27 protein-coding genes and 1 pseudogene are annotated in these 26,460 nt (G+C 62.4%); 15 read left to right on the top strand and 13 right to left on the bottom strand.

Annotation, left to right across the window (positions count from 1 at the left end; translation table 11 throughout):
* Positions 1-998 (bottom strand): RNA-guided endonuclease InsQ/TnpB family protein (locus tag BMX62_RS11515; protein ID WP_090209114.1); only part of this gene is annotated, 998 nt, incomplete at its 3' end.
* Here BMX62_RS11515 and tnpA point away from each other — a divergent pair.
* Complete coding sequence (gene tnpA, locus BMX62_RS11510) at positions 997-1,437, top strand: IS200/IS605 family transposase (protein ID WP_338011479.1); 441 nt, start codon at positions 997-999, stop codon at positions 1,435-1,437. The genes BMX62_RS11515 and tnpA overlap by 2 nt on opposite strands.
* Before the next feature lie 34 nt (positions 1,438-1,471).
* Here the strand turns inward: tnpA and BMX62_RS11505 are convergent, their stop codons facing one another.
* From BMX62_RS11505 to BMX62_RS11455, 10 genes and pseudogenes are all read right to left on the bottom strand, one after another.
* Positions 1,472-1,789, bottom strand: coding sequence for a hypothetical protein (locus BMX62_RS11505; RefSeq protein ID WP_143339769.1), 318 nt, complete (start codon positions 1,787-1,789; stop codon positions 1,472-1,474).
* Positions 1,790-1,858: 69 nt separating this feature from the next.
* Complete coding sequence (locus BMX62_RS11500; RefSeq protein WP_090209107.1) at positions 1,859-3,586, bottom strand: complex I subunit 5 family protein; 1,728 nt, start codon at positions 3,584-3,586, stop codon at positions 1,859-1,861.
* Complete coding sequence (locus BMX62_RS11495; protein ID WP_090209103.1) at positions 3,583-5,124, bottom strand: complex I subunit 5 family protein; 1,542 nt, start codon at positions 5,122-5,124, stop codon at positions 3,583-3,585. The genes BMX62_RS11500 and BMX62_RS11495 overlap by 4 nt, the downstream gene beginning before the upstream one ends.
* A gap of 1 nt (position 5,125) precedes the next feature.
* Positions 5,126-6,580, bottom strand: a complete 1,455-nt coding sequence (locus BMX62_RS11490; RefSeq protein ID WP_238375979.1) for a complex I subunit 5 family protein — start codon at positions 6,578-6,580, stop codon at positions 5,126-5,128.
* Between the two features lies 1 nt (position 6,581).
* Positions 6,582-6,902 carry an NADH-quinone oxidoreductase subunit K gene (locus BMX62_RS11485; RefSeq protein WP_090209097.1) on the bottom strand — a complete coding sequence of 107 codons (321 nt, stop codon included), beginning with the start codon at positions 6,900-6,902 and terminating at the stop codon, positions 6,582-6,584.
* Positions 6,892-7,838: pseudogene (locus BMX62_RS11480) on the bottom strand (hydrogenase subunit MbhD domain-containing protein). Before BMX62_RS11480 ends, BMX62_RS11485 begins: the two are co-directional and overlap by 11 nt.
* Before the next feature lie 21 nt (positions 7,839-7,859).
* Complete coding sequence (locus BMX62_RS11470) at positions 7,860-8,150, bottom strand: cation:proton antiporter (protein ID WP_090209123.1); 291 nt, start codon at positions 8,148-8,150, stop codon at positions 7,860-7,862.
* Positions 8,151-8,155: 5 nt separating this feature from the next.
* On the bottom strand, positions 8,156-8,431 hold the full coding sequence (locus tag BMX62_RS11465) for an MrpF/PhaF family protein (protein WP_090209087.1): 276 nt from the start codon (positions 8,429-8,431) through the stop codon (positions 8,156-8,158).
* Between the two features lies 1 nt (position 8,432).
* Positions 8,433-8,945: a Na+/H+ antiporter subunit E gene (locus BMX62_RS11460; RefSeq protein WP_090209084.1), complete on the bottom strand. Its 513-nt coding sequence runs from the start codon at positions 8,943-8,945 to the stop codon at positions 8,433-8,435.
* Between the two features lie 39 nt (positions 8,946-8,984).
* On the bottom strand, positions 8,985-9,614 hold the full coding sequence (locus tag BMX62_RS11455) for a YdbL family probable chaperone protein (RefSeq protein WP_090209082.1): 630 nt from the start codon (positions 9,612-9,614) through the stop codon (positions 8,985-8,987).
* Between the two features lie 171 nt (positions 9,615-9,785).
* Between BMX62_RS11455 and metG the strand changes: the two genes are divergently transcribed.
* The 12 genes from metG (at position 9,786) to nth (ending at position 21,270) form a co-directional block, all read left to right on the top strand.
* Complete coding sequence (gene metG / locus BMX62_RS11450) at positions 9,786-11,813, top strand: methionine--tRNA ligase (protein WP_090209079.1); 2,028 nt, start codon at positions 9,786-9,788, stop codon at positions 11,811-11,813.
* Positions 11,814-11,818: 5 nt separating this feature from the next.
* On the top strand, positions 11,819-12,793 hold the full coding sequence (gene cysB / locus BMX62_RS11445; RefSeq protein WP_090209076.1) for an HTH-type transcriptional regulator CysB: 975 nt from the start codon (positions 11,819-11,821) through the stop codon (positions 12,791-12,793).
* 136 nt (positions 12,794-12,929) lie between these two features.
* Positions 12,930-13,919 carry a LysR substrate-binding domain-containing protein gene (locus BMX62_RS11440; protein ID WP_090209073.1) on the top strand — a complete coding sequence of 330 codons (990 nt, stop codon included), beginning with the start codon at positions 12,930-12,932 and terminating at the stop codon, positions 13,917-13,919.
* Between the two features lie 68 nt (positions 13,920-13,987).
* On the top strand, positions 13,988-14,614 hold the full coding sequence (locus BMX62_RS11435; protein ID WP_090209072.1) for a methylthioribulose 1-phosphate dehydratase: 627 nt from the start codon (positions 13,988-13,990) through the stop codon (positions 14,612-14,614).
* Between the two features lie 28 nt (positions 14,615-14,642).
* Positions 14,643-15,323, top strand: coding sequence for an acireductone synthase (gene mtnC / locus BMX62_RS11430; RefSeq protein ID WP_090209068.1), 681 nt, complete (start codon positions 14,643-14,645; stop codon positions 15,321-15,323).
* A gap of 83 nt (positions 15,324-15,406) precedes the next feature.
* Positions 15,407-15,985: an electron transport complex subunit RsxA gene (rsxA, locus tag BMX62_RS11425; RefSeq protein WP_090209065.1), complete on the top strand. Its 579-nt coding sequence runs from the start codon at positions 15,407-15,409 to the stop codon at positions 15,983-15,985.
* A gap of 41 nt (positions 15,986-16,026) precedes the next feature.
* A complete protein-coding gene (rsxB, locus tag BMX62_RS11420) occupies positions 16,027-16,626 on the top strand; it encodes an electron transport complex subunit RsxB (RefSeq protein ID WP_090209062.1) in 600 nt (199 codons plus the stop codon).
* Between the two features lie 11 nt (positions 16,627-16,637).
* Positions 16,638-18,230, top strand: coding sequence for an electron transport complex subunit RsxC (gene rsxC / locus BMX62_RS11415; protein WP_090209121.1), 1,593 nt, complete (start codon positions 16,638-16,640; stop codon positions 18,228-18,230).
* On the top strand, positions 18,230-19,276 hold the full coding sequence (rsxD, locus tag BMX62_RS11410; RefSeq protein WP_090209060.1) for an electron transport complex subunit RsxD: 1,047 nt from the start codon (positions 18,230-18,232) through the stop codon (positions 19,274-19,276). Before rsxC ends, rsxD begins: the two co-directional genes overlap by 1 nt.
* A gap of 3 nt (positions 19,277-19,279) precedes the next feature.
* Positions 19,280-19,927: an electron transport complex subunit RsxG gene (gene rsxG / locus BMX62_RS11405; RefSeq protein ID WP_090209057.1), complete on the top strand. Its 648-nt coding sequence runs from the start codon at positions 19,280-19,282 to the stop codon at positions 19,925-19,927.
* Positions 19,920-20,609 carry an electron transport complex subunit E gene (locus BMX62_RS11400; RefSeq protein WP_090209118.1) on the top strand — a complete coding sequence of 230 codons (690 nt, stop codon included), beginning with the start codon at positions 19,920-19,922 and terminating at the stop codon, positions 20,607-20,609. The genes rsxG and BMX62_RS11400 overlap by 8 nt, the downstream gene beginning before the upstream one ends.
* Before the next feature lie 16 nt (positions 20,610-20,625).
* Positions 20,626-21,270, top strand: a complete 645-nt coding sequence (gene nth, locus BMX62_RS11395; protein WP_090209054.1) for an endonuclease III — start codon at positions 20,626-20,628, stop codon at positions 21,268-21,270.
* 41 nt (positions 21,271-21,311) lie between these two features.
* On the opposite strand, the gene BMX62_RS11390 is transcribed toward nth, so the two are convergent.
* Positions 21,312-22,067: a flagellar brake protein gene (locus tag BMX62_RS11390; RefSeq protein ID WP_090209050.1), complete on the bottom strand. Its 756-nt coding sequence runs from the start codon at positions 22,065-22,067 to the stop codon at positions 21,312-21,314.
* 381 nt (positions 22,068-22,448) lie between these two features.
* Between BMX62_RS11390 and BMX62_RS11385 the strand changes: the two genes are divergently transcribed.
* Positions 22,449-24,455, top strand: coding sequence for a putative bifunctional diguanylate cyclase/phosphodiesterase (locus BMX62_RS11385; protein ID WP_090209046.1), 2,007 nt, complete (start codon positions 22,449-22,451; stop codon positions 24,453-24,455).
* Here the strand turns inward: BMX62_RS11385 and BMX62_RS11380 are convergent.
* Positions 24,436-26,208 (bottom strand): bifunctional diguanylate cyclase/phosphodiesterase, encoded by a 1,773-nt coding sequence (locus BMX62_RS11380; protein ID WP_090209043.1) that lies wholly within the window; start codon positions 26,206-26,208, stop codon positions 24,436-24,438. The two genes, BMX62_RS11385 and BMX62_RS11380, sit on opposite strands and share 20 nt — an antisense overlap.
* A gap of 151 nt (positions 26,209-26,359) precedes the next feature.
* On the opposite strand from BMX62_RS11380, the gene BMX62_RS13425 reads away from it, so the two are divergent.
* Positions 26,360-26,460 (top strand): MerR family DNA-binding transcriptional regulator (locus tag BMX62_RS13425; RefSeq protein WP_143339676.1); only part of this gene is annotated, 101 nt, incomplete at its 3' end.

Raw genomic sequence — 26,460 nt, 5'->3', positions numbered from 1 at the left:
GTCCCAGCCTCTTCCGCTTTATACCTGAGCAATTGATGGAAGGCCCCGCCAGCGGCATCGAGGATGCTGCGGTTCAAGCCCTTTTTGTACTGACCGCCCGAAGCGGTCATGGTGCGGATGTTCAGTGCCTCCAGGCCCAGGACAGCGAATTGCCCAACAAGCCGCGCTGTCGTCTGATGCTGAAAATCGTGGCGCTGGTTCGCCACCTTGCGGTGGAGGCGACGCAAATGCTCGTATGCCCTCTGGAGACGGTTGGAAACGGGAAACCGGCGCGTCTTCCCGGACGCTTTCCTGGCCGCCTCCTCCTTGCGGGAAATATCGCGCTGGACCCGGCGGATTTCGTCCAATATTCCAGCCAGGTAGCGCGGGTTATCGATGGTCTCGGTCCCTGTTGGCGTGGCCACGGTGGCGAAGGTTTCCAGCCCCCAATCCAGACCGCCCAGTGTGTCGCCCCGTTGACGCGCAGGCTCGCAGTTCAGCGTCACCGATGCGTACCAGCGCCCGTTGCGACAAAACAGCTCGCAGGTCTTCGGCGTGCCTGGGGTGCGGGGTTTGCCCCGGATGGCAACCTTGCCGATTCCACTGAGTCTCAGCGTCCCGTGCTTCATCCGCTCGTTGGTCACCAGACGCCAGCCGTCACCGTGGGTCTTATAGCCCCAACCCTTGAAACGGTGCAGCGGCTTGAAGCGGGGAAAACCGGGCGTTTCCCCGTTTTTGATACGGCGAAAGAAGTGCTGGAACGCTAGATCCAGACGCTTGAGGGTGACCTGTTCGGACTGGGCGTTGATATCGCGCAGGAGCTTCGATTGGGTGCGCCACTCGGTCAGCCGCTTGCACTGGGCCGAGAAGCCCAACGACTCCTGCCGCTCGCTCCAAGCCTGGCGTCGTTCGGCCAGCGCCTCGTTCCACAACAGGCAGTGGACCCAGCGTTGGTGCTCCAAGGCGGCAAGCTGGGCCGCCGTGGGGTAAAGCCGATATGTGACCTTGCGCTGGACCATGCTGAAAGTATACTTGGTTATTATGGACTCGCAACCGCTAAAACGGCTCTACCATTGCACATATCGGCTCCAGTATCATTTGGTTATCGTCACCAAGTACCGGCGCAAGTGCATCACGGGACCAATGCTTTTTCGCCTGGAAGAAATCGTCCGTGCTACCACCAAAAGGTGGGAAGGCGAGGTTCTGGAGTTCAACGGCGAACCGGATCATGTGCATCTGCTCCTGGAGCTGACGCCGCGCACCGCGCCATCTGCGTTCGTGAATAATCTCAAGACCGTCACCTCGCGACTGATCCGCAAGGAGTACAGGGAACACATACGGCGCTACTACTGGCACAAGCCGGTGTTCTGGTCTCGCAGCTACTGCATCATCAGCGTCGGCGGTGCGCCGCTCTCGGTCCTGAAGCAATACATCGAACAGCAGGAAGCACCGGAGTGATGGCGCTACGCGCCATGCGCCGCTTCACCACCCCCTAAGCCGCTGCGCGGCTATAGGCGGAGCACTGCGGCGCTATTTGGTAGGAAGCAAAGGGCCGGATGAAACCATAGACCGCATCCTGCACCAGACGGCCATGGGCCAGGGTCTGCAACAGATTCTCCAGCCCCTGTATCTCGTCCAGCAATCGCGCCTGACGGCCATCTGCCACCGTCTGGAACTGCTGACCGATGGCATGTTCGATCACCTGAGTGGCACTGCGGTCGGCCACATGGCTGGTGATGACGGCGGACAACAGCACGGCCAGACCGGTCAGCGCAGTAGCGCCGGCCATCAATCGTGTCGTGATTTTCATGGATCACCAGGAACGGGGCATGAGCATGACGCAGGAAACTGTCAAAAGCCCCGACAGACTAACGGCCATTCATGACGGGGCCATGACCGCCCCCAGATACACCGCCGCCAGCATCGCCAGCACCAGCCCGATGAACAGCATCCCCAGGATCTCCCAGCGCAACAGCAGGCGCTCGCCCCGGGCCACCCGGTCCAACCACGCCGCCCAGAGCCGGGGCAGCCCGTGGATCAGGGCCAGGGTGAACCCGCCGCCCGGCATGCGCCAGAACCAGGGGGTCCGGGACACCCATCCCAATACCCCACGACCGCCCCGCTCCAGGGGCACCCACAAATCCCCTTCCGGGATCAGTCGGGGCAGGGTCCAGCCCGGGAAACGGGCCAGCAACAGGGCGATGCCACCGATCAGCACGCCCAACCCCATCGGCCAGAGCAACGCCAGCGCAGGCTCGACGGCCAGGGCCTTGAAGGCGTCCTCCGGCGCCAGCGCCCAGGGCAGCACCACCGTGCCCAGTACCAGCACCAGGCAGGGCAGCCACAGGGACACCGGCACCGGACGGGGCTCCCGCAAGCCACCGGTGGCCAGCACCCAGCACCGCAACATCAGCAGGAAGGTGCCGGCCGCCGCCGTGGACAGCCCCAGGGTCACCAGGGACAGATCCACGGGCGCATCGTACATGGGCGCCTTGAGCAGGGTCTTGGCCACCGCTCCGCTGGTCAGGGGCATTCCCGCCAGGGCCAGCCCAGGCAGCAGCAGCCAGGCCAGCGCCGCCATTCGACCCACCCGCCGGGCAATGCCCACCCCCAGGAACAGGGCGGCCTTGGCGACGCCGTGGTGCAAGGCATAGAGCACCAGGGCCGGGATCAGGGCGGGCGCCAGGGCCGGGTGCATCATGGCCACCCCCAGGCCCGCCGTCATCAGGCCCATCTGACTGATGCTGGAATAGGCCAGCACGGTCTTGACCCGATACTGGAACACCCCGGCCAGCACCCCGTAACCGGCCCCCACCAGACCCAGCACCACCAGGACCGTGCCCAGGGCTTCCGGCACACTGCCCGGCGGCAACAGGCGCATCCAGCCCAACAGGCCCGCCTTGATCATGGCCCCGGACAGGACGGCGCTGGCGGGGATGGGTGCCGCCGGGTGGGCCAGGGGTAGCCACAGATGCAGGGGCACCATCCCGGCCTTCACCCCCAGGCCACCCAGCAACAGGATCATGGCCGCCGTCCCCGGTGGCTGTTCCCAGACCCGGCTCATGCCATGCCCGCCGGCGTCATGGACCAGCAGGATCAGGCCCGTGAACAGGGCCACCTCCCCCACCAGGGCCATGCCCAGATAGACCCACCCGGCCCGCCAGGACTCAAATTGCTGCTCATGGACCACCAGCCCCATGGCGGCCAGGCTCATGAGGGCGAAACTGGTATAGAAGAACGCCACATCCGCCGCCACCACCAGTCCCAGATTGCCCGCCATGGCCAACAGGAAAAAGGCGTGGAAACGCACCCGGGCCGGACCTGCCCCCAGATACCCCTGGGCGTAAACGGCCGCCGCGCCCCACAGCAGGGCAGTGAGCAGCAAAAAGCCCCGCCCCACCGGGTCCAGGGCCAGTTCCGTACCCAGCAGCAGCCAGGGATAGAAGGCCCATGCCCCTTCCGGCAGCCACAGCGCACCCGCCAGGGCCGGCAGCACCGCCAGCGGGGTCAGGCGCCAGAGATGGCGCCCCACCACCGGCAACGCCAGGGCCGCCAGCAGCAGCACCGGGGTCAGGGGGATCAGCAACAGCCACGTGTCCGGTGTCATGGCGTCTCCCACTCGAAGATGGCGCTCCAGATGTGATCGTAGCCGTACTCGAATTCCACGATGAAGGTCACCCAGTACAGGGGGCTGATGGCCAGGGAGGCCAGCAGACCCATGCCCAGGGCCATGGCGGCGACGGTCACCGTGGGCAGCAACAGCATCCAGTGGGTTTCCAGCCATCGCCCCCCATGACGTTCATCGGGCCATGGCCCCTCCCGGCGACTGAACCAGCCCCGCAGGATCGGCGGCAGGAAATACAGGGCATTGAGCAGGCTGCTGACCACCAGCACCCCGGTCACCCAGGCCATGTCCGCCTCCAGGGCGCCCAGGCCCAGATACCACTTGCTGATGAAACCGGCCAGCGGGGGAATACCGATCATCCCCAGGGCCGCCAGGGTGAAGGCGGTCATGGTCCAGGGCATGCGCCGGCCCACCCCGCGCATCTCGTCCACCCGATGGATGCCCAGGGTCTCGGCGAAATTGCCGGCGCAGAAGAACAGGGTGATCTTCATGATCCCCTGATGGACCAGGTGCACCAGCCCCCCCACGGCACCAATGGGGCCGGCCAGGGCCGCGCCGAGGATGATGTAGGACACCTGGCTGACGGTGGAAAAGGCCAGCCGTTGCTTGAGGTCATCGGCAAACACCGCCCGCACCGAGCCATAGATGATGGTCAGAACCGCCAGCAACAACAGCGGCAGGGCCACCCCCAGATCCGCCGCCAGTTCCACCCCGTAGACATCATTGAGCACCCGCACGATGCCAAAGGCCCCCGCCTTGACCACGGCCACCGCATGCAGCAGGGCACTCACCGGCGCCGGGGCCACCATGGCCCGGGGCAGCCAGCTATGCAGGGGCAGCAGGGCCGCCTTGACCCCGAACCCGGCCATGAGCATGGCAAAGATCACCATCAGGGCCGTGCCGTGATCGGCGGCCAGATCCTGCAGATAGCCGCCGACGACAAAGGGCTCGGAACCGGCCAGCAGGGTCAGCCAGACCACCGCCCCCAGCAACACCGCGCCGCCGATGAGGGTGTAGGCCAGATAGATGCGCCCGGCCCGGAAGGATTCCGGCGTGCCCCGATGCACCACCAGGGGCCAGGTGGCCAGGGTCAGGATTTCATAGAAGATCAGCAGGGTGATGAGGTTGCCGGAGAAGGCGATCCCCACCGTGGCGCTCACGCACAGGCTGAAGAAACCAAAGAAGCGGCTCCGGTTGGGGGAATCCTCCAGATAGCCGATGGCATAGATGGTGGTGACCAGCCAGAGCACCGCCGAGAGGGTGGCAAACAGCAGGGACAGGGCATCCGCCGCCAGTACCAGGTCGATCCCCGGCAACAGGTTCACGCTCAGGCTGTAGGTCTTGCCGTCCCGGTACACGCCCACCAGCAGACCGATGATCAGCAGGAACTTGAGCAGGGCGCCACCCAGGTTGAGGGCCGTGCGCAGGACAAACTGCTCCTCCCGCAGGAAGAAGATGGCCACCCCCGGCAGCAGGGAACTGAGCAGGATCAACAGCAGGACATGAGCGCCCATATCCATCTCAACCCCCTCCCCCGACCAGGGTCCGGGCCAGCAGGGCCAGGGCCGGCGTGCCGGCAAACCCCAGGGCGATGGTCAGCAACGCCAGGGACAGGGGCACCCATTCCATGATCGCGGGCAGGGGCCGCCCCCGGTCGCCGGGGCCTGGCTCAAAGGCCGGCCCCAGCAGACGGAACACATAGGCCCCAGCCAGCAGCCCGCCGCCCAGCACCACCACGGCCCAGCCCCACAGGTGGGCCTCCAGGGCGGACTGCACCAGCAACCACTTGGCAATGAAACCACCGGTGAGGGGCAATCCCACCAGGCTGGCCCCGGCGATCCCCAGGGCAAAACTGGTCTTGAGCCGTCCGCGCATCACCGCCCCCAGTTCCGCCAGCCGGTCATGGCCCGCCGCCTGCTGCAGGGTGCCGGCGGCCAGGAACACGGCGGCCTTGGCCACCCCATGGGCGACCGCGAAGAAAACCACGGCCTGCCACCCCCCCGGCGCCGCCCAGAGCAGGGGGAACAGCAGGAACAAGTAGCCCACCTGGGCCACGGTGGAATAGGCCACCACCTGCTTGAGCCGGGAGACCCGCAGTGCCATGACACCGCCCCAGAGCACCGCTGCCGCGGCCAACCCACCCATCAGCAGATCCAGCCCCGGCAGGGTCAGTTCGGGGAACACCATCAGCCACAGGCGCAGGATGAGATAGAACGACACCTTGACCACCAGGGCGGACAGAGCCGCGCTCACCGGCGCCGGGGCGCTGCCGTGGGCCGGGGGTAGCCAGACATGCAGGGGGAACAGGGCCGACTTGACCAGCAGACCCACGGTCATCAGGACCGCCGCCATCATGGGGGCCGCCGACAATGTCACCTGGGCACCCAGACCCTGCAGATCCAGGGTGCCGTAAGCCCCATAGAGCAGTACCACGCCCATCAGGTAGGCCATGGACCCGAGCAGGCTCACCAGCAGGTAGCGCATGGCCGCCGCCAGCGGGGCGGCACCACCGGCCAGGGCCACCAGGGCCACCGAGGCCAACACCACCAGTTCCAAGGTGACGTAGAGGTTGAACACATCACCGGACAGGTAAAGGGCATTCATGGCCGCCCACAGCCATAGCCACAGCATCCAGAACCAGCGGCCCCGCGCCGTTCCCCCCAGATAGCCCAGGGCATAGAGGCTGATGGCCAGCCCCACCCCGGCGGTCATCAGCACCATCAGGCTGGCCAGACCGTCCGCCACCAGGGCAATGCCCAGGGGGGGCGACCACCCTCCAAGGGCCAGGACAACAGGCCCCTGTCCATGGACCTGAAGGGCCAGCAACAGGGCCAGCACCAGAGTCGCCAGCGCCGTCAGCAGCCCCCACCACCGGGCCGTGGCGGGCCAAAGCCCCGCCAGCAACGCCCCCACCAAGGGCACGATCACCAGCCAGGGGGCCAGGATCACATCGGCCATGAAAGCAGTCGACGGCACGTCAGTCCTCCGGCCCGGACCGGGGCAATCGGGCCAGGCCGGTGGCCGCCTTCACCCGGAGCATCAACACCAGGGCCACGGCGGTGGCACTGAGAGCCACTACAATGCCGGTGATGACCAGGGCATGGGGCACCGGATCAACCCCGCCCTCACCGCCGGCGGCCACCCCCAGCAGAACCATGAATATCCCGGAACCCATGATATTGATGGCGAGGATCTTGAGCAGCAGATGACGACGCACCACCAGGGCATGCACGCCCATCACGAACAGCAGGGCACCACACGCGAGGTAGATCTGAAGATTGACGGGGTCAGTGGCCATGGCGTCCCCCCAAAAACAGCAGCACCAGGGTCAGGGCGATGGAAAGGGCGGCCACCAGTTCGATGCCCAGAATCAAGGGATAGGCCCAGTCGGGGGGATAGCCCATGAAACCATGACCGGCCAGCAGACCCGCGGTGCCCACCGCCAGGAACACGCAGACGCCAAGGGCCAGACCCAGGCGCTGCAGGGGCGCGGGCAGCATGGGCAACTCGCGGGGGCGCGACAGCATCAGCATGACGCCAGCGGCCCCCAGCACGGCCCCGCCCTGGAAGGCGCCGCCGCTGTCGCTGCTGCCCACCCAGACCAGATAGCCCCCGGTGACCACGGCCACCGGGATCAGATGCCGCAGGGTGCCGTGCAGCACCGGCCCCTGCACCGGTCGGGCCGGAATGGGATCACGACGCCCCAGGGACCAGACCGCCAGCACGGCCAGTAACAGCACCGCCAGTTCCAGGAAGGTGTCATAGGCGCGAAAATTGAGCAGCACCGCCGTGACCGGATGATCCACACCGGCCCGGTCCATGGCGCCGGCCACCGGTTCGGCCAGCCCGGACTGGGGCGGCAGATCCAGCACGGCCACCACAAGCAACCCGGCCAGGGCCAGGCTCATCAAGGGCATCAGGGTCGCCGCGGCGCGATGGCGGGTCATGGTTTTTTTCCTCTCTTTCCTCTCCTGAAAGCCCGGGTTTCCAGACGGCGCAACCGTCCCAGGGCCACCAGCAACAGGGCCCCGGTCACACCGGCGCCAATGGCAGCCTCCGCCAGGGCCACATCGGGAGCGGACAGACGCACCCAGGCCAGGGACAGCAACAGACCAAAAGCAATGAACAGCACCACGGACCGGAACAGATCCCGACCCGCCAGCAGGCGCCAGGCCACCCCCAGCAGGGTCAGGACCAGCAGGACATCAAAGCCGGTCAGTAACCAGAAGGTGATTGCTTCAGACATGGCAGGCCGTCACAACCGATGGGATTCCCGCCGGCAGGCCCGCTGGGCCACCAGATGACAGCCGGCCGCGCCGCCCGCCAGCACCAGCCCCCAGATCAGGATCAGCTTGAACACCTCCGGCACACCCTCGGCCTGCAGGGCCACGCCGGCAACCACCAGTCCCAGCCCCAGGTTGTCGGCCTTGGTCAGGGCGTGGAGCCGGGTATAGACATCCGGAAACCGCAGCATGCCGATGCTGCCGGCAGCAAAGAACACAAGCCCCATGAGCACCAGGCCCATGCTGGCTCCGTTCATGACCAGTTCCATCATAGCCGCTCCTCCTCCTGCCGAGGCAATCCCCGCTGTCTGACAAAGGCCACCGTGGCCACGGCGGCCAGCAGGGCAAAGACCAGGGCCACATCCACCAGGGCCGGCCGCTCCATGGCCAGGGACAGCAGCAACAAAATGGCCACCCCGGCGGTACCAAAGAGCTGGGCCGCCAGCATCCGGTCCCCAGGGGTGGGGCCGGACAACACCCGCACCATACCCACGGCGACGGTGAACAGCAGGAACAGGGCACAGGAGAACCAGAACACAGCCATCTCACGAAGCCTCCAGTCGTAGACCAAAAAGGGCGGCCACCCGGTACTCCAGCCGGGACAGGGAAGCATGCAGGGGCATCCTCAAATCCAGCACATGAAGCCGGATACGGCGGCGATGCAGTCCCACGCTCAAGGTACCCGGCAGCAGGCCGATCACGTTCATGAAAAAGGTCAGCGCCGGCCCTGGCGGTAACCGGACCGGGTAATCGATGAAACCCGGAGTCAGGGGCATCCGTGGCGACAAAGCCCGACGGGAGACATCCAGCCCGCCGACAAAAGACTGCCACAGAAAAAACCCCATAAATATCAACAGCCCTCCCAGAGACAGCCGGTAGCGCCGCCCCGGCGGCAGGACAAGCACCGAGACGGCGGCCAGCAAGGCCACCGGGACGCCGATGATCCAGCCCCCCGGATCGCCCCCGGTCAACACCCACCACAACACCAGACAGGCCACCAGGGTGACCAGAAAGCGGCGTGGGCGGGATGGGGATGAACGGTGACGGGGATCTGACATGACGCACTCCGGCTGATGGCACCTATACCGTTTGACAGGCTATTTTTGCCGCCATTGCCCCCGCTCGTCCTGATACCAGTACCCCCGAGGCGCTTCCTGCACCCAGACCCGAGCGAAGGTGGCGCGGATGTCCGACTCCCACTCGGGACGGTCATTGGCCCGGGCAATTTCCCGGTACAGGGCGTTGCGGTCGGCATTTTCCTCCGTCACCAGGCGCTGTACCGTGGCCCGGTCCCGCAGGGGCACCGCATTGAGATCACGAATGGTCACCATGCCGTCCCGGGTGAAGCCGATGGCCCCGGAGGCAAAGTGGGGCTGCAGCGCCGGTGTACGCGAGCGCATGGAGGCCCGCAGGTTGTCGATAGTGGCGGTGCGGATATTGATATTGGCCTGCTGGGCCTGGGCCGGTGGGATGACCGTGTCCAGAATCACCCCCAGGATCCGCTGCCCTGCCCCGTCCAGACGGGCCTCCGGTGTCGTTGGCTTGGTTTCCGGGGATTCATCGGCGGGCCGGGCGGTCTCCCCCAGCACGTCCCGCACGATGGTGCGGGCCGCATCCTCGGCGGCGGCGGCGGGGAAATAGATGTTGATGGTGACGCAGGCGGTCAGGAGCAGCACGGCGCCGAACCAGGCCAGGTGTCGGGGGATTGCGATGAAATGGCGTGTCATGGCGATGGATCCTTGGGTTTATTGACATCTGCAAGCGGCAGACGGTTCGACGCCCAATCTAACCCGAAAAAACATCAAAACCCTACAGGGGCAGGCTGAAAAAGGTCGACAAACTGGCTCCGCCCCGTCCAACCTGCTACCTTTAATCATTTTCCCTGCCCCGCCAAGATCATGACATCCGATACCCGCAACATCCTGGTCACCAGCGCCCTGCCCTACGCCAACGGCCCCATTCACCTGGGCCATCTGGTGGAATACATCCAGACCGACATCTGGGTGCGTTTCCAGAAGATGCGCGGCCACCAGTGTCTCTACGTCTGCGCCGATGACGCCCACGGCACCCCCATCATGCTCAAGGCCCAAAGCGAGGGCATCACCCCGGAGGTGCTGATCGAGCGCATCGGCCAGGAACACCGGGAGGACTTTGCCGGCTTCCTGGTGGATTTCGACCACTACCACAGCACCCATTCGGAAGAAAATCGCCATTTTGCCGAACTGATCTACACCCGGTTGCGGGATGCCGGACATATCGCCCGACGCACCATCCGCCAGGCCTACGATCCGGAAGCCAACATGTTCCTGCCGGATCGCTTCATCAAGGGGGAATGTCCCCGCTGCGGCGCGGCGGACCAGTACGGAGACTCCTGCGAGGCCTGCGGCGCCACCTACGCCCCCACGGACCTGAAAAACCCGGTCTCCGCCATCTCCGGCGCCACGCCGGTGGAAAAAGAGTCCGAGCACTACTTCTTCAAACTGGGCGACTTCCACGCCATGCTGCGGAAATGGACTGGCTCCGGCAGCCTGCAGGAGGAAATCCGCAACAAACTACGGGAATGGTTCGAGGCGGGCCTGAACGACTGGGACATCTCCCGGGACGCCCCCTACTGGGGGTTCGAGATTCCGGATGCACCGGGCAAATATTTCTACGTCTGGCTGGATGCCCCCATCGGCTACATGGCCAGTTTCAAGCACTACTGCCAGCAGCAGGGCCTGGACTTCGATGCCTGGTGGCGCGCCGACAGCACGGCAGAGCTGCATCACTTCATCGGCAAGGACATCGCCTATTTCCATACCCTGTTCTGGCCCGCCATGCTCAGCGGCGCGGGCTTTCGTACCCCCACGGCGGTGCATTGCCATGGTTTTCTCACCGTCAACGGCCAGAAGATGTCCAAGTCCCGGGGCACCTTCATCAAGGCCCGCACCTATCTGGACCACCTGCAGCCGGAATACCTGCGCTACTACTTCGCCGCCAAACTCGGCCCCGGCGTGGATGATATCGACCTGTCCCTGGAGGATTTCATCGCCCGGGTGAACAGCGACCTGGTGGGCAAGGCGGTGAATATCGCCTCCCGCTGCGCCGGATTCATCCACAAGGGCTTTGCCGGTCGCCTGGCCGACAGCCTGCCGGACCCGGATCTGTATGACCGCTACGTGCGGGCCGGCGAGGAAATCGCCAGACACTATGAACGGCGGGAATTCGGTCAGGCCATGCGGGAAATCATGGCCCTGGCGGACGTGGCCAACCAGTATGTGGACGAACAAAAACCCTGGGTGCTGGCCAAGCGGGAAGACGGTCAGGCCCAGGTCCAGGCCGTCTGCACCCAGGGCATCAACCTGTTCCGGGCCATTCTCACCTATCTGCGACCGGTGCTGCCGGCCATGGCGGAGAAAGCGGAAGGGTTTCTGGGCATCCCCGCCCTCACCTGGGCAGCGGTGCAACAGCCCCTGGTGGGCACCCGCATCAACGCCTACGAACCCCTGATGACCCGAGTGGACCCCCAGGCGGTGCAGACCCTGCTGGAGGCGTCAAAAGAAAGTCTGGCCCCCACGCCGACCCAGCCCCAGGGGCCGCTGACCCAGGACCCGATCCGGGAAGAAATCACCTATGACGACTTTGCCAAGGTGGATCTGCGCATTGTCCGCATCAGTCGGGCCGAGCGCGTGGAAGGGGCCGACAAGCTGCTGCGCCTGACCCTGGACCTGGGCGGCGAGACCCGACAGGTCTTCGCCGGCATCAAGTCGGCCTATGATCCGGCGGACCTGGAAGGACGGCTGACGGTGATGGTGGCCAACCTGGCGCCGCGCAAGATGAAATTCGGCCTGTCCGAGGGCATGGTGCTGGCCGCCGGTCCCGGTGGCCAGGATCTGTTCATCCTGTCACCGGATACGGGCGCCCAGCCGGGCATGCGGGTCAAATAAGGCTCATGAAGCTTCAGCAACTGCGTTATCTAAAAGCCATCGTCGAGAACAACCTCAATGTGACTGTGGCCGCCGAGCGCCTGTTCACCTCCCAGCCAGGGGTAAGCAAGCAGGTAAAACTGCTGGAGGAGGAACTGGGGCTGGAAATTTTCCACCGTAGCGGCAAGCATTTTACCCATGTCACTCCGGCAGGCCGCCAGATTCTGGCCCGGGCAGAGCATATCCTCACTGAAGTGGAAAACATTCAGTCCCTGGCCCGGGACTTCACCGACGAGGCGTCGGGTACCCTGCGCATTGCCACCACCCACACCCAGGCACGCTATTTCCTGCCTCCCCTGATTACCCGGTTCCGACGCCGCTATCCCAGGGTGCATCTGTTGATCCATCAGGGTACGCCGCCACAGATTGCCCAGATGGCGGCCACCGGTGAAGTGGACCTGGCCATCGCCACCGAGGCCATTGCCCTGAACCAGGAACTGCTGATGATTCCCGCCTATCGGTGGCATCATTGCGTGGTAGTGAACAAGGCCCATCCCCTCACCCAGGATGACCGTCTGACCCTCAACGCCGTGGCGAAATATCCTATCGTCACCTACGTACACGGTTTTTCAGGCCGGGGGCGACTGGAACAGGATTTTGCCCATGCAGGACTGACCCCGGAAATCGTCCTCAGTGCGGCAGATTCAGACGTGATCAAAACCTATGTTCGACTGGGGCTGGGGGTCGGCATCATTGCCCACATGGCCTATGAGCCAGATCAGGACAAGGATTTGAGCTATCTGGATGCCAGAACCCTGTTCACGGAGAATGTCACCGGGGTAGGATTTCGCAAGGGGGTGTATCTGCGGCAGTTCATGGGCCACTTTATCAATCTGCTTGCTCCCCATGCCGGGGAAGAGATCATTGATGCAGCCCTCAAGGCACAGCGCCAGGAGGATGTCACGGCCCTGTTTGATGGGTTACCCCTGCCGGAGCATTGAACCCGTCGGCGCGAATGGCCCTCCGGTGCCCCATGAATAACAATGGACCATATATGTATAATTGACAAAAAATCAGACCACGTTCGTTGACACCCCACCATCCTGGTGTTCGACGGCCTGATAGGGAATTTTTTCGATGAAACTCCAGCAACTCCGCTATCTGCAGGCCATTGCACGCTACAACCTCAATATCTCCGAGGCCGCAGACCGGCTGGCCACTTCCCAGCCGGGTATCAGCAAGCAGATCCGCCTACTGGAGGATGAACTGGGGGTTCCCCTGTTTCAGCGTAACGGCAAGCATCTGTCGGGCATGACCGCAGTGGGGCGCCGGGTGCTGGAATACAGTGAGGTGATTCTCCGGGAAGTGGAGAATATCCGCGCCGCCGCCGAAGAGGCCCGGGATGAACGGGGTGGCGACCTGCGTATTGCCACCACCCACGCCCAGGCCCGCTATATCTTGCCCCCCATCGTGGATGCCTTCCGGCATCAATTCCCCAGGGTGCGGGTACAGATCCATCAAGGAACACCCCGCCAGATCAGCGACATGCTGGCCCATGATGAGGTGGATTTCATCGTCGGTACCGAACCCATCCCCACCGGAGGCCAGACGGTGATGCTGCCGGCCTACCGCTGGTCCCATTGCGTGGTGGTGCCCCGACAGCACGAACTGGCCGGAACCCGAGCCATTCCTCTGGAGCGGCTGGCGGACTATCCCATCGTCACCTATCTGGACGGCTTTAGCGGTCGCACCAAACTGGATGCGGATTTTCGCCGGGCCGGCCTGACCCCGGATGTGGTGCTCACGGCGGCAGACGCCGATGTGATCAAGACCTATGTGCGTCATGGCATGGGCGTGGGCATCATCGCCCGTATTGCCCTGGAAAAAGGCCATGACGACGATCTGGTGGCCCTGGACACAGAGCCTGGCCTGTCGGAAAACATCACCCGTATCGGTTTTCGTCGCGGCGCCTGGCTACGAAGCTACATGTACGACTTTGTCACCCTGCTGGCGCCTCATCTCACCCACGACCATATCACCCGTGCTGCCCAGAATCCGCACCCGGAAAACCTGGAAGCCCTGTGCCGGGACATGGATATTCCCGAGGGAACACCTCATCAGATGTGAAGGCGGGATGGACGCGGCTCCATGGGTCGCGTACATTAGCCGGCTGTTTTTCCTTCGATCAGGCAGGTATGGAAGAGACACACGAGCACCTGGAGGCACGTGCCGCCCAACTCATCTCCGCTGGAAGTCTCTTCCATGGGCGGGGCTGGATGCCGGCCACCTCCGGCAGCCTCTCGGCACGCCTGGATGATCACCACATGGTGATCACCGCATCCGGCCACCATAAGGGCGACCTGGACCAGAATGATCTGATGCTGGTGGACCTGGATGGCCATGTCCTGTCCACCGGCAAGCAGCCTGCTGCTGAAACCTTCCTGCACATTATCCTTTACCGTCGCTCTGCTGATATTGGCGCAGTGATACATACCCATTCCGTGCCAGCCATGGTGCTGTCCCGGGTGGTGGTCGAGGCTGGACTGACCCTGGCGGGTGATGATGTGCTCAAGGCCCTGCCGGGATGCACCACCCACCACGATTCGGTTACCCTGCCCATTTTTCCCAACGATGGGAACATCCCCCAGTTGGCAGCCCAGGTGGATGACCACATGAACCGCCACCCGGATACCCCCGGTTATCTCATTGAAGGCCACGGCCTTTACACCTGGGGCCGGGATGTCACTGAAGCCCGACATCACGTGGAAGCCTTCGAATTTCTTCTCGACTGTGAGCTGCAACGACGTAGATTCGACCCATGACCGTCATCGAGCAACGGATATCCAGGCCATGATCCGGGCCATCATCACCGACATCGAAGGCACCCTGTCCGGGGTGGCCTTCACCCAGCAGGTGCTCCTCCCCCATGCGGTGCAACACTTGCCAGACTTTGTCCGTACCCACAGCCAGGTGCCGGAAATCAAACGTCTGCTGGCGGATATCCGGGCCTATGCCGGTGGCGGCCTGGATGATACGGCCCTGATTCAACGCATGGTGGCCTGGATGGCGGCGGACCAGAAAATCACTCCCCTCAAGGCCCTGCAGGGCCTGATCTGGGAAGAAGGCTACCGCCGAGGAGATTTTCAGGGCCATATTTATCCCGATGCCGTGGCCTGCCTGCGTCAATGGCATGCCCAGGGCATCAGCCTGCACATCTTTTCCTCCGGCTCGGTACGGGCACAGGAAAGCTTTCTGGCCCATAGTGAAGCCGGTGATCTGCGGCCATTGTTCAGCGACAATTTCGACACCCGTATCGGCGGCAAAACCCATGTGGCGGCCTATAAGCTCCTGGCCGAGCGTATCGGACATGCCCCCGATGACATCCTGTTTTTATGCGATGATGGCCGGGAACTGGATGCCGCCGCCAACGCCGGCCTGCACACCACCCTGGTGCAACGTCATGGCGAGGTGGATGACACAGGCCCCCATCCGGTGGTCACGGATTTTTACCAGATCCGCCTGATGCCATGACCTTTGCGTCTATTCCCCACCATCTTCCCGGTTGCAGACCTCGCACCGGGTAGCGGATACTCCATCCTCAGAGCGGGAACCTCATGTCTGAGTATCTACTGATCCTGGTCAGCACTGTCCTGGTCAACAACTTTGTCCTGGTGAAGTTCCTGGGCCTGTGCCCCTTTATGGGCGTGTCCAAAAAAGTGGAGACGGCCATCGGCATGAGCCTGGCCACCACCTTCGTGCTGACCCTGTCGTCGGTCTGCAGCTACCTGGTCAACGTCTATTTGCTGGCGCCTTTTGGCCTGGAATATCTGCGCACCATCGCCTTCATCCTGGTGATTGCCGCTGTGGTGCAGTTCACCGAAATGGTGGTACACAAGACCAGCCCGCTGCTTTATAACGTACTGGGCATCTTTCTGCCTTTGATCACCACCAACTGCGCCGTGCTGGGGGTGGCCCTGCTCAACGTACAGGAAAGCCACGGCTTTCTGGAATCGGTGATGTACGGCCTGGGGGCCGCCGCCGGCTTCTCCCTGGTGATGATCCTGTTTGCCGCCATGCGCGAGCGGGTTGCCGCCGCGGATGTGCCGGCTCCGTTCCGCGGCAGTGCCATCGCCCTGGTTACCGCGGGCCTCATGTCACTGGCATTCATGGGTTTTCTGGGGCTGGCCCCCTGACCCAAATGCCCTAAACCCTGCGTCAGGAGGGATCGCCAGCCATGCTTGCCGCCGTGCTCGTCATCAGTGCCCTGTCCGCCCTGTTTGGCATGATTTTGGGCTATTCCGCCATTCGCTTTCGGGTGGAAAGTGATCCGGTGGTGGAAACCATCGACAACATGTTGCCCCAGACCCAATGTGGTCAATGCGGCTTTGCCGGCTGCCGGCCCTATGCGGCGGCCATCGCCGAGGGCAAGGCGGATATCAACCTGTGTCCACCGGGAGGCAGCGGCCTGCTGACGGCCCTGTCTGACCTGCTGGGACGGGATACCAAAAATGTGGAGGGTCAGGTGCGGGAAAAAACCCTGGCCCGTATCGACGAAAATCAGTGTATCGGCTGCACCCTCTGTGTGCAGGCCTGCCCGGTGGATGCCATCGTCGGTGCTGCCAAGCAGTTGCACACCGTGATCGAGGCCCAGTGTACCGGCTGCGAACTCTGCCTGATGCCCTGCCCGGTGGACTGCATCCAGATGGTGCCTATCGCCCAGGACCTGACCACCTGGAAATGGCCCTTTCCCATGGATACTGCCGCCAACCGCCTCTGTCTGGTGGATCTGGCCCGACCCGCTGCCACGGACTCCGGTGCCGGATACGCCCGTTGACCCTATATGCCATGACCGCAACTCCCCATAAACTCTGGCAGTTTCACGGCGGCGTCCAGTTGCCCGAACACAAGGCGGAAAGCACCACCGAACCGGTGGCTGCTGCGCCCCTGCCCCGGCAGCTGATCCTGCCGTTGCGGCAGCATATCGGTGAAGCGGCCACCCCCGTGGTCAAGCGTGGCGAGCGGGTCAAGAAAGGACAGATCATCGCCCGTTCGGATACCTATGTGGGCGCCCACCTGCACGCACCCACCTCGGGCCGCATTGCTTTGGTTGGCGATCAGCCGGTGCCTCACCCCTCCGGCCTGTCTGCGCCCTGCATTGTCATCGAGGTGGATGGCGAAGATGACTGGGGCGACAGCCGGATGCCCCCCATCGAAGACTATCGCAACATCGATCCGGTCAAGCTGCGCAACCGGGTGCGGGATGCCGGTATCGTGGGCATGGGGGGAGCGGCCTTTCCCGCAGCAGTGAAACTCAACCCCCGCCCTCACCAGAAAATCGATACCCTGGTGATCAACGGCGCCGAGTGCGAACCCTACATCACCTGCGACGACATGCTCATGCGGACCCAGGCGGAGGCGGTCATCGCCGGCATGCATCTGGTACGCCGCGCCCTGAAACCCGAACGCTGCCTGATCGGGATCGAGGACAACAAGCCCGAGGCCATCCGGGCCATGACCGAAGCCCTGGGCAGCGAAGCACAGGACAACATCCGCATCGTCTCCATCCCCAGCATCTACCCCACCGGTGGTGAACGCCAGCTCGTGCGCGTACTCACTGGCCGGGAAGTGCCCAGCGAGGGGTTACCCGCCGATGTGGGGGTGGTCTGCCACAACGTGGGCACCCTGGCCGCCATCTACCGGGCGGTGGTCCTGGGGGAACCCCTGATCTCCCGCCTGGTGACGGTCACCGGCAGTGGTGTCCATCGCCCCCGTAACCTCCAGGTCTATCTGGGCACCCCGGTGGCGGACCTGATCGCCCTGGCCGGGGGCTATACCGACGACGTGGAGCGACTGATCATGGGGGGGCCCATGATGGGGTTTGCCCTGGCCAGCGACGCGGTCCCCATCATCAAGGGCGGCAACTGTATCATCGCCGCCCGGGCTGCCGATGTGGAACGCCCCGGCCCGGTGATGCCCTGCATCCGCTGCGGAGAATGCGTCAAGACCTGTCCCGCCAGCCTGCTGCCTCAGCAGTTGTACTGGTTCAGCCGCGCCCGGGATTTTGAAAAAGCCCAGGAATACAGCCTGTTTGACTGTATCGAATGTGGCTGCTGCGCCCATGTCTGCCCCAGTAATATCCCGCTGGTGCAGTATTACCGCTTTGCCAAGAACGAAATCTGGTCCCAGGAACGGGAGCGGCGACAGGCCGAGGCGGCCAAGCAGCGCCACGAACTGCGCCGGGAACGTCTGCAGCGAGAAGAGCGGGAAAAGGCAGAGCGCATGAAACGCAAGCAGGCCACCACCCAGCAAACCGCCACCACTGCCACCACCGCCCATACCGGGGAAGATCCCAAACAGGCGGTGATCCGTGCCGCTCTGGCCCGGGCCCAGGCCCGCAAGGCCGAGCAGGCCGGTGAAAACAACAACGAAAATCGCTGATGCGCTTCAAGACCTTCAGTTCGCCGCACATGGCGCCCGCCCGCAGTGTCAACCGGGTCATGGGACAGGTACTGCTGGCCCTTATTCCCGGCACTGCGGCCATGACCTGGTATTTTGGCTGGGGGGTGCTGATCAATGTTTCCCTGGCCGTCACCGTGGCCCTGGCCTGCGAGGCCCTGATGCTGCTGTTGCGGGGTCGTCCCCTGACGCCCCACATCACCGACCTGAGTGCAGTGCTGGCCGGCTGGCTGTTTGCCCTGGCCGTACCGCCTCTGACCCCCTGGTGGGTGACCTTGGTGGGGGTCGGGTTTGCCATGATCATGGCCAAGCACCTCTACGGCGGGCTGGGATACAACCCCTTCAATCCAGCCATGGTGGGCTATGTGGTGGTGCTCATCTCCTTCCCTCGGGAAATGACCCTGTGGCTGAGTCCTTCCGTCATTGCCGAATTGAACCTGAGCCTGCCCCAGACCTTTGCCGCCATCTTTACCGGTACCCTCCCGGAAGGACTGACCTGGGACATGATCACTGCTGCCACGCCCCTGGACCGGATTCAGACCGGCGTGGGACTGGAACAGCCCATCAGCCAGATCCAGACCTCCCCCTTCTTTGGCTATCTGGGGGGCGTTGGTTGGGAGTGGATCAGCCTGTGGTTTTTACTGGGTGGCTTGTGGCTGCTCAAGCGCCGGGTCATCGGCTGGCAGATTCCGGTGGCCATGCTGGGCACCCTCACCCTGCTTTCCGGCCTGTTCTGGCTGATCAATCCGGAGGTCTACGCTTCCCCCCTGTTCCATATCTTCAGTGGTGCTGCCATTCTCGGGGCTTTTTTCATTGCCACCGATCCGGTGTCCGCCAGCACCACCCCCAAAGGCCGCCTGATCTTCGGTGCCGGAGTCGGGGCGCTGGTGTTTGTGATCCGAACCTGGGGGGGATATGCCGAAGGACTGGCTTTTTCAGTCCTGCTCATGAACATGATGGTGCCGCTGATCGACCATTACACCCAGCCCCGGGTCTTCGGCAAGACCAGCGCCGGCAAGGAGGGCTAGGACGTGTTGCGGGAAATCTATCTCTCCACGGCCCTGCTGGCCGCCTTCGGACTGGTGGGGGCCGGACTGGTGGCCCTAGTCCACATGGGCACGGCAGAGCGCATCGAAGCCAACCGGGAAGCAGCCACTTTAGCCCGCCTGCATGAGATCCTGCCCGACGGTGAATACGACAACGACATCATCAACGACACCACGGTACTGAGCCATGCCCTGCTCGGTGGCGGCCAGCATCTGGTTTATCGGGCGCGACGGAATGACGAACCCGTAGCCGCAGTATTTACTGTGATCGCCCGCGGCGGCTATTCCGGTGATATTCACCTGCTGGTGGGGGTGCGGGAGAATGGGCAGGTGGCCGGGGTGCGGGTAATCAGTCATCGGGAAACCCCAGGTCTGGGTGATGATATCGAGGCCAGCCGTTCCGACTGGATCCTGGGCTTTGACAACCTGGCATTGGACGATCCGCCGATGGAGCGCTGGGCGGTGCAACGGGATGGTGGCATCTTCGACCAGTTCACCGGGGCCACCATCACCCCCCGGGCGGTGGTGCGGGCGGTCCGGGACACCCTGATCTATTTTGATACCCATCGGGAACAGGTATTTACGCCGATACCCGTCGATCCCACGGACGAAGAGGCGCATGCTGATGAATGACACCCCCTACGGCAAGATCGTTGCCGATGGCCTCTGGTATAACAACGCAGCTTTGGTGCAATTACTGGGCCTGTGCCCCCTGCTGGCCATCTCCGGCACGGTGGTCAATGCCCTCGGGCTGGGGCTGGCCACCACCTTGACCCTGATTGTCTCCAACGTCACCGTTTCCTTCATCCGGCATTGGGTACGACCAGAAATCCGTATTCCCATCTATGTGCTCATCATCGCCTCGGTAGTCACTGCCATCGAACTGGCCATGAATGCCTACTTCCACGAACTGTATCTGGTGCTGGGCATTTTTATCCCGCTGATCGTCACCAACTGCGCCATCATTGGCCGGGCCGAAGCCTTTGCTTCCAAGCACACCCTCCCCAAAGCCTTCGTGGACGGACTGATCATGGGCATCGGGTTCACTCTGGTGCTGGTGGCCCTGGGAGCCATGCGCGAAGCCATCGGCCAGGGCACCCTGTTTGATCAGGCCCACCTGATGTTCGGCGAGGCAGCCCGTGGACTCACGGTGACCCTGATCGAGGATTATCGAGGCTTTTTGCTGGCCATTCTGCCGCCGGGCGCCTTCATCGCCCTGGGCCTGTTGCTGGCTGTCAAGAACCTGGTGGACGATCGGCTGGAGAAGCGGGCCGCCGCCCGCCGTGCCGAAGCCCTTGGGGAAGCCGGTGCCTGAAGAGGAGCGGCAACCGATGGACCACAACACACACCGGGAAATCTTCACCCGCTGGCGGGCGGCCAATCCTCACCCCACCACGGAACTGAACTACCGTACCCCCTTTGAACTGCTGATTGCCGTGATGCTTTCGGCCCAATCCACCGACAGAGAGGTCAACAAGGCCACGGCCCTGCTGTTTCCCGTGGCCAACACCCCCCAGGCCATACTGGAATTGGGGCTGGATCAGCTCAAGGCATATATCCGCACCATTGGCCTGTACAACACCAAAGCCCGGAACATCATCGAAACCTGCCGTATTCTGGTGGACCAATGGCAAGGTGAGGTTCCCCAGGACCGGAACGCCCTGGAAGCCTTGCCGGGGGTAGGCCGCAAAACCGCCAATGTCGTGCTCAATACCGCCTTTGGCGAGCCGACCATCGCCGTGGATACCCATATCTTCCGGGTAGCCAACCGTACCGGTATCGCGCCGGGCAAAACGCCGCTGGCAGTGGAAAAACATCTGCTCAAAGTGGTGCCAGAGGAGTTCAAACGGGATGCCCATCACTGGATGATTTTACATGGGCGCTATACCTGTACCGCCCGTGCCCCTCGCTGTGAACAGTGCCTGATCGCTGATCTATGTGATAGCGCAGGGGCTGGAAGCCATATTCGCCGATAGGCACCGGCTGGAAGCATTGACCGCCTTGCGGGGAACCCAGACTACCGCCGCCGGGCTGCCTCGTACTGCATCTCCATCAGCAGGCGATTGAGGGAACGGTCTGCGCCAGGGCTCAGTTCCAGAAACTTCATCCCCAGCCGGACCAGGGATTCATCCCCTTCCATCGGCTTGATACTACGGACTTCGGCCTGAATATCCGACCACTGCTGACCGCTGACGGACAACTGGGTGATACACACCCGATCTCCCACCTGGGGACAGTCCTGGCTACAGATCTCGGATTCCATCCCCAACCCCTGAATGGACAGGTCTGCAAGGCGGCTTTCATGCACCAGATCCGGTTCCTGGTTTTGTTCCTGCTCTGGTTCCGATGCCCCATCCTCCCGCTCCCTGACCCATCGGACATGGGCCGCCATGCTGCGGGGGATGGATACCCGAAAGGCATTGCGTCGCTGCTGATAGTCCAGTTCATCGGGCCACTGGCATACCAGGGCATCCTCACCGCCATGTGGCTCACGGCGGATGAAACGGGTTTCAAAACGTATCGGCACCCCTTGCAGGGTGCCGCGCACCACCAGACGTGTCCCTTCAATCAACTGATTGAGTAAATCCTGATCATTGGGGATATCCAGCCACAACTCTTCCTCGTCGAGATCCGTGTCGATAATCTGGGTCAATCCCTGCAGGCCAAGCCTGGGTAACTGCACCATGAACAAGGAGCGGCTTTGCTTGATGGCATGGAAAATACTGCCCTGACGCTTGCGACTGCGGACGAGACTGGAATTATTTGAGGTCATCTGGCAGATACTGGATGATGGATCGGATGGCGGGGGTGGTGTATCGGCGATCGGTCGCGGTGGCGTAGTGAAGCATGACCGACCGATGATTCTAACGGATTTTTCTCAGGGGCACAGACCATCTCCCCCATTTCCAGGGATCAGGCGAGGTTTCCTTGGGGATGCTCCACCTTCAGCGCCAACATATCCTCATGCAGGCATGAGCGGCAGTATTGAGTCACAAAAACAATATGCAGCTTAATGGTTTTTATGGGATCATTGCGGGTATGACTATGAATAGACACCATTTTCGCTGTTAACCCAGTGAACATTCCCCAGACCGACCACCACACCCAATACCGTAAACGGTCTTGAAACACCGCCCCCCAGTCAGGCGCAAAGATGAGCCGACTCAAACCCCAGCATTTTGAACAAATCGTAGAAGAGGCCTCGGATGCGGTTTTACTGATCAACCATCACGGCATCATCCAATACGCCAATCTGGCGGCCGCGCACCTGTTCGGCTGCACCACCTCCCGGCTGGTGGGCGAGATGTTCGGCTTCGTGGTCACCCCGGAAGAACCTACCGAAATCGAAATCACCCACGCCACCCGGGGTGTCCTGTCTGCAGACCTGCGGGCGGTACCCATGCGCATGGAAGGGTGGGAAGTGTTTGCGGTGTATTTACGGGATGTCACCGAACGCAAGGAAAAATTACGAGATCAGTTGCGCCTGCAGGAAGCCATAGAGGGAGGCCGTATCGGTCTGTTCGACTGGAACCTGCGTACTGACGATATTTATTACTCGCCCCAATGGAAGGCCATACTTGGCCTGGAGAACGTCCCTGTGAAGGCCTGCCTGGACACCTGGCAGGATCTGCTGCATCCCGATGACCGGGACATGGCCCTGCGTCAGGTTCACCGTTACCTCAAGCAGCCCAAGGGCCGTTATCTGTCCGAATTTCGTATGCGTCATACCGACGGGAGCTATCGCTGGATTCTGGCCCAGGCCTCCATTATTACCGATGACGAGGGGCATCCCCTGCACATGGTGGGTTCCCATCTGGACATTACCGACCGCAAGCGGCTCACGGATCAACTGGATTTTTTGGCCGTACATGACCCGCTCACCCGGCTACCCAATCGTTATTTGATGATGGATCGTCTCAATCAGGCTCTGGCCCAGGCGCGCCGGGATCAGTCCTGCCTGGCGGTGGCTTTCATGGATCTGGATGATTTCAGGACAGTCAACGATTCCCTGGGCCATGAACAGGGGGATCAATTATTGCAAGAGGCGGCCCGACGCCTGAAGGTACTGTTGCGGGAAGGAGACACGGTGGCCCGGTTTGGCGGTGACGAATTTGTCCTCATCCTCACCCAGCTCCATTCCCCCCAGGATGTGATGCCGGTCGTGGAAAAACTCATGGACACCTTCACCCGCCCCATTGTGCTGGAACAAGCCACCCTGGTATCCGGATTCAGCATTGGACTGGCCCTGTACCCCGACGACAGTGAACAGGCCGACGAGCTGATTCGCTACGCAGATGTCGCCCTGTCCAGGGCCAAGGCCCAGGGGCCACGGAGCTATCATTTCTATACCCGGGACCTGGACGAGCAGATTCACGAACGGATGCAACTGGAACAGGCCATGCGTCGCGGGCTGATTCAGGGTCAGTTCCTGCTACATTACCAACCCAGAGTGGACTTGAAGACGGGACGGATGCTGAGCATGGAGGCTCTGGTGCGCTGGCAGCATCCAGACTGGGGCATGGTGATGCCCGGTCGTTTTATCCCGTTGGCGGAAGACACCGGGTTTATTGTGGAACTGGGTGCCCAGGTCTTGCGGCTGGCCTGTTTGCAGATTCAGGCCTGGCAAGCGGCAGGCCATCTGGTACCACCGGTGGCAGTGAACCTGTCGGCTCAGGAGTTTCGGCAGGCGGATCTGGTGGAACGCATCATGGCCATTTTGAAGGATACCGGCGTGGAAAGCCGGATGATCGAGTTTGAAATCACCGAAAGCGCCGCCATGAGTTCGATAGAACAGACCAGCCAGACCCTGACCACATTGCATCAGCTTGGTTTTGGCATTTCCATTGATGACTTTGGCACCGCCTATTCTTCCCTCAACTATCTCAAGCGCCTACCGGTACAGACCCTGAAAATTGATCAATCCTTTGTGCGGGATCTGGCGGACGATCCGGCAGGCCATCCCCAGGATGCCGCCATTGTTCGGGCCATTATTGGTCTGGCAAATAATTTGGGGTTGGGTGTCATTGCCGAAGGGGTAGAAACACCGATTCAACAGGCTTTCCTGCTGGAACACGGCTGTCATATCGGTCAGGGTTACCTGTTCAGCCGCCCTGTAGACGCCCAGGCCATGACCACCTGGCTCAGCCTGCAACAGACGTAGGGCAATGGATCATGGAATCGTCCCATGCCATGCGTCTGTCCACAAACAGACTATTGCCTGCTTCCGCCTTGGCCCGGCACTTGACCTCCGAGGCACGCTGAGAAATTTCCAGATGGGAGCGGAAACTGCCGGGCTGTACCCGCACCACGCCAATGGACAGGCTCAGCGGAGGGAAAAAGCGTTCCTGCCCCTGACGATCCAGAGACCAAATGCCACCGGCACGTCGTTCCCGTTCGTCGTAAAACCCGCTGACCGCGACGTCAAAACAATCCAGCACACTCCGGCACTGGCGATGCCAGTCGGAACCGGCAAGTACCAGAATGAAATCATCCCCGCCGATGTGCCCCAGAAAATCCTCGCCCACTTCCAGGATCCCCCGCAGTATCTCTCCCAGCGCACAGATCACCTGATCTCCCCGGGCATAGCCGTAAAAATCATTGAAAGGCTTGAAATTATCCAGATCACAGTAGGCCACCACGAAGCACGCATCCAACTCGATCAACCGATCCACATGCTCGTTGACGGGTACACTGCCAGGTAACTGGGTCAACGGGTTGGCATAACGGGCATAACGCACCTGCAAGGCCGTGATCCGGCGCAGCAAATCCAGCAAGCGCCCGACCCCCAAGTACCTCCCCTCTCCATCAGTGATGATGAATTCGTCGTGGATGGCTTCACCGGCTGTGATGGTTTCACTCAACCGTTCCAGGGGCTGCCCCTGATCCACCACTAATGGATCGCGCTTCATGAAAAACCGGATGGGACTGCGATCGTGCAGTTCCCGGGTAAATCGTTGAGCATAAAGAGCCAGGATGTCCTGGCGCCGGATGATGCCCACGGGACGATCTTCATGGATAACCGGCAGAGAATGCAGGGCAGGATCGACCTGGAAGCGAGCGACCGTGCTACCCAGCGACTGTTCCGGAGTCAGGGTGGGATTGGTCCGGATCAGCACCGCCACGGTCTCGGACCGATGTCGCAACCGGGTTACATCAGCCCGCTGTTGCCGGACAAGGCCATTCAGCTCTCGGGGCGGACTGGCGGCCGGTCTGGCAAAGTGATACCCCTGCCCATAGGGAATCTCCAGACTTCGAACGGCATCGTACTCGGCCTCGGTCTCAATGCCTTCGGCAATCAGATGCGTACCCAGGCTATGGGCAATTTCCCGAATGGAGTGCAGGAAATGGCGCTTGACCGGATCGTTATGCACATTCTGCACAAAGTGCATGTCAATCTTCACATAGTCCGGTTGCAGCTCCGACCAGTGGCGCAAACTGCTATAGCCTGCCCCCAGGTCGTCCAGGGCGATGGCAAAGCCCATGTCCCGGTAATGATGTACTGCCTCGCGCATGATGCCGTAGTCATGGATGGGTTGCTGCTCGGTGAGTTCAATTACCACCTGCTCGGCGGCGATGCCGTGCTCCTGGAGGATCTGCAATGTCATGCCATGTACCGCATTGCGATCCGCCAGCACATCCGGATTGACGTTCAGGAAAAGACGTCCTTGAAGGCCCAGCTCGGCAAATCGGGCCAGAATTACGCGGCGGCAGAGCAGATCCAGCTCAAACAGGCAACCGGCCCGTACCGCCTCGGCCAGCAGTTTCTGCGGCGCATGCAGCGGACTGTCGGAAGGACCACGAATCAAGCCCTCATAGCCCATGATCCGCCCTTCCTGAAGGTCGGCCACTGGTTGAAACAAGGCATGCAGATCGCCGCGGGCAAGAATACGGTCTATGGTCTGACAGGCGGTCACGGCAGGGTCCGGAACAAATGGAAGAACGCCCGATCAGGGGCATTTTTATTCTAACCTGCCACTGTGACGCCAGGATGACTCTGGCACTCCGCTCCAAGCTGGGGCTAGACTCTAGTCTTGCAAAAAATGCGCGGTAGTGTACTCTTGACTTATGGAGAACACCATGAGTACAGGCAAGGCGGCGAAGCGGCTGGGTGTTTCGGTCAAGACCCTGCAGCGCTGGGACCGCGAGGGGCGCCTCATTCCAGCGGC

This window comes from Ectothiorhodospira magna (assembly GCF_900110965.1).
Lineage (GTDB): Bacteria > Pseudomonadota > Gammaproteobacteria > Ectothiorhodospirales > Ectothiorhodospiraceae > Ectothiorhodospira > Ectothiorhodospira magna.
Note: the sequence above shows the minus strand (reverse complement) of the source record. Positions and strands in the feature narration are given on the sequence as shown.

Excerpts from the sequence above, each read along its gene's own strand:
- tnpA (WP_338011479.1), top strand. The coding sequence starts at position 997 with ATGCTGAAAGTATACTTGGTTATTATGGACTCGCAACCGCTAAAACGG.
- BMX62_RS11505 (WP_143339769.1), bottom strand. The coding sequence starts at position 1,789 with ATGAAAATCACGACACGATTGATGGCCGGCGCTACTGCGCTGACCGGT.
- BMX62_RS11500 (WP_090209107.1), bottom strand. The coding sequence starts at position 3,586 with ATGACACCGGACACGTGGCTGTTGCTGATCCCCCTGACCCCGGTGCTG.
- BMX62_RS11495 (WP_090209103.1), bottom strand. The coding sequence starts at position 5,124 with ATGGATATGGGCGCTCATGTCCTGCTGTTGATCCTGCTCAGTTCCCTG.
- BMX62_RS11485 (WP_090209097.1), bottom strand. The coding sequence starts at position 6,902 with ATGGCCACTGACCCCGTCAATCTTCAGATCTACCTCGCGTGTGGTGCC.
- BMX62_RS11465 (WP_090209087.1), bottom strand. The coding sequence starts at position 8,431 with ATGGCTGTGTTCTGGTTCTCCTGTGCCCTGTTCCTGCTGTTCACCGTC.
- BMX62_RS11460 (WP_090209084.1), bottom strand. The coding sequence starts at position 8,945 with ATGTCAGATCCCCGTCACCGTTCATCCCCATCCCGCCCACGCCGCTTT.
- BMX62_RS11455 (WP_090209082.1), bottom strand. The coding sequence starts at position 9,614 with ATGACACGCCATTTCATCGCAATCCCCCGACACCTGGCCTGGTTCGGC.
- metG (WP_090209079.1), top strand. The coding sequence starts at position 9,786 with ATGACATCCGATACCCGCAACATCCTGGTCACCAGCGCCCTGCCCTAC.
- cysB (WP_090209076.1), top strand. The coding sequence starts at position 11,819 with ATGAAGCTTCAGCAACTGCGTTATCTAAAAGCCATCGTCGAGAACAAC.
- BMX62_RS11440 (WP_090209073.1), top strand. The coding sequence starts at position 12,930 with ATGAAACTCCAGCAACTCCGCTATCTGCAGGCCATTGCACGCTACAAC.
- BMX62_RS11435 (WP_090209072.1), top strand. The coding sequence starts at position 13,988 with ATGGAAGAGACACACGAGCACCTGGAGGCACGTGCCGCCCAACTCATC.
- mtnC (WP_090209068.1), top strand. The coding sequence starts at position 14,643 with ATGATCCGGGCCATCATCACCGACATCGAAGGCACCCTGTCCGGGGTG.
- rsxA (WP_090209065.1), top strand. The coding sequence starts at position 15,407 with ATGTCTGAGTATCTACTGATCCTGGTCAGCACTGTCCTGGTCAACAAC.
- rsxB (WP_090209062.1), top strand. The coding sequence starts at position 16,027 with ATGCTTGCCGCCGTGCTCGTCATCAGTGCCCTGTCCGCCCTGTTTGGC.
- rsxC (WP_090209121.1), top strand. The coding sequence starts at position 16,638 with ATGACCGCAACTCCCCATAAACTCTGGCAGTTTCACGGCGGCGTCCAG.
- rsxD (WP_090209060.1), top strand. The coding sequence starts at position 18,230 with ATGCGCTTCAAGACCTTCAGTTCGCCGCACATGGCGCCCGCCCGCAGT.
- BMX62_RS11400 (WP_090209118.1), top strand. The coding sequence starts at position 19,920 with ATGAATGACACCCCCTACGGCAAGATCGTTGCCGATGGCCTCTGGTAT.
- nth (WP_090209054.1), top strand. The coding sequence starts at position 20,626 with ATGGACCACAACACACACCGGGAAATCTTCACCCGCTGGCGGGCGGCC.
- BMX62_RS11390 (WP_090209050.1), bottom strand. The coding sequence starts at position 22,067 with ATGACCTCAAATAATTCCAGTCTCGTCCGCAGTCGCAAGCGTCAGGGC.
- BMX62_RS11385 (WP_090209046.1), top strand. The coding sequence starts at position 22,449 with ATGAGCCGACTCAAACCCCAGCATTTTGAACAAATCGTAGAAGAGGCC.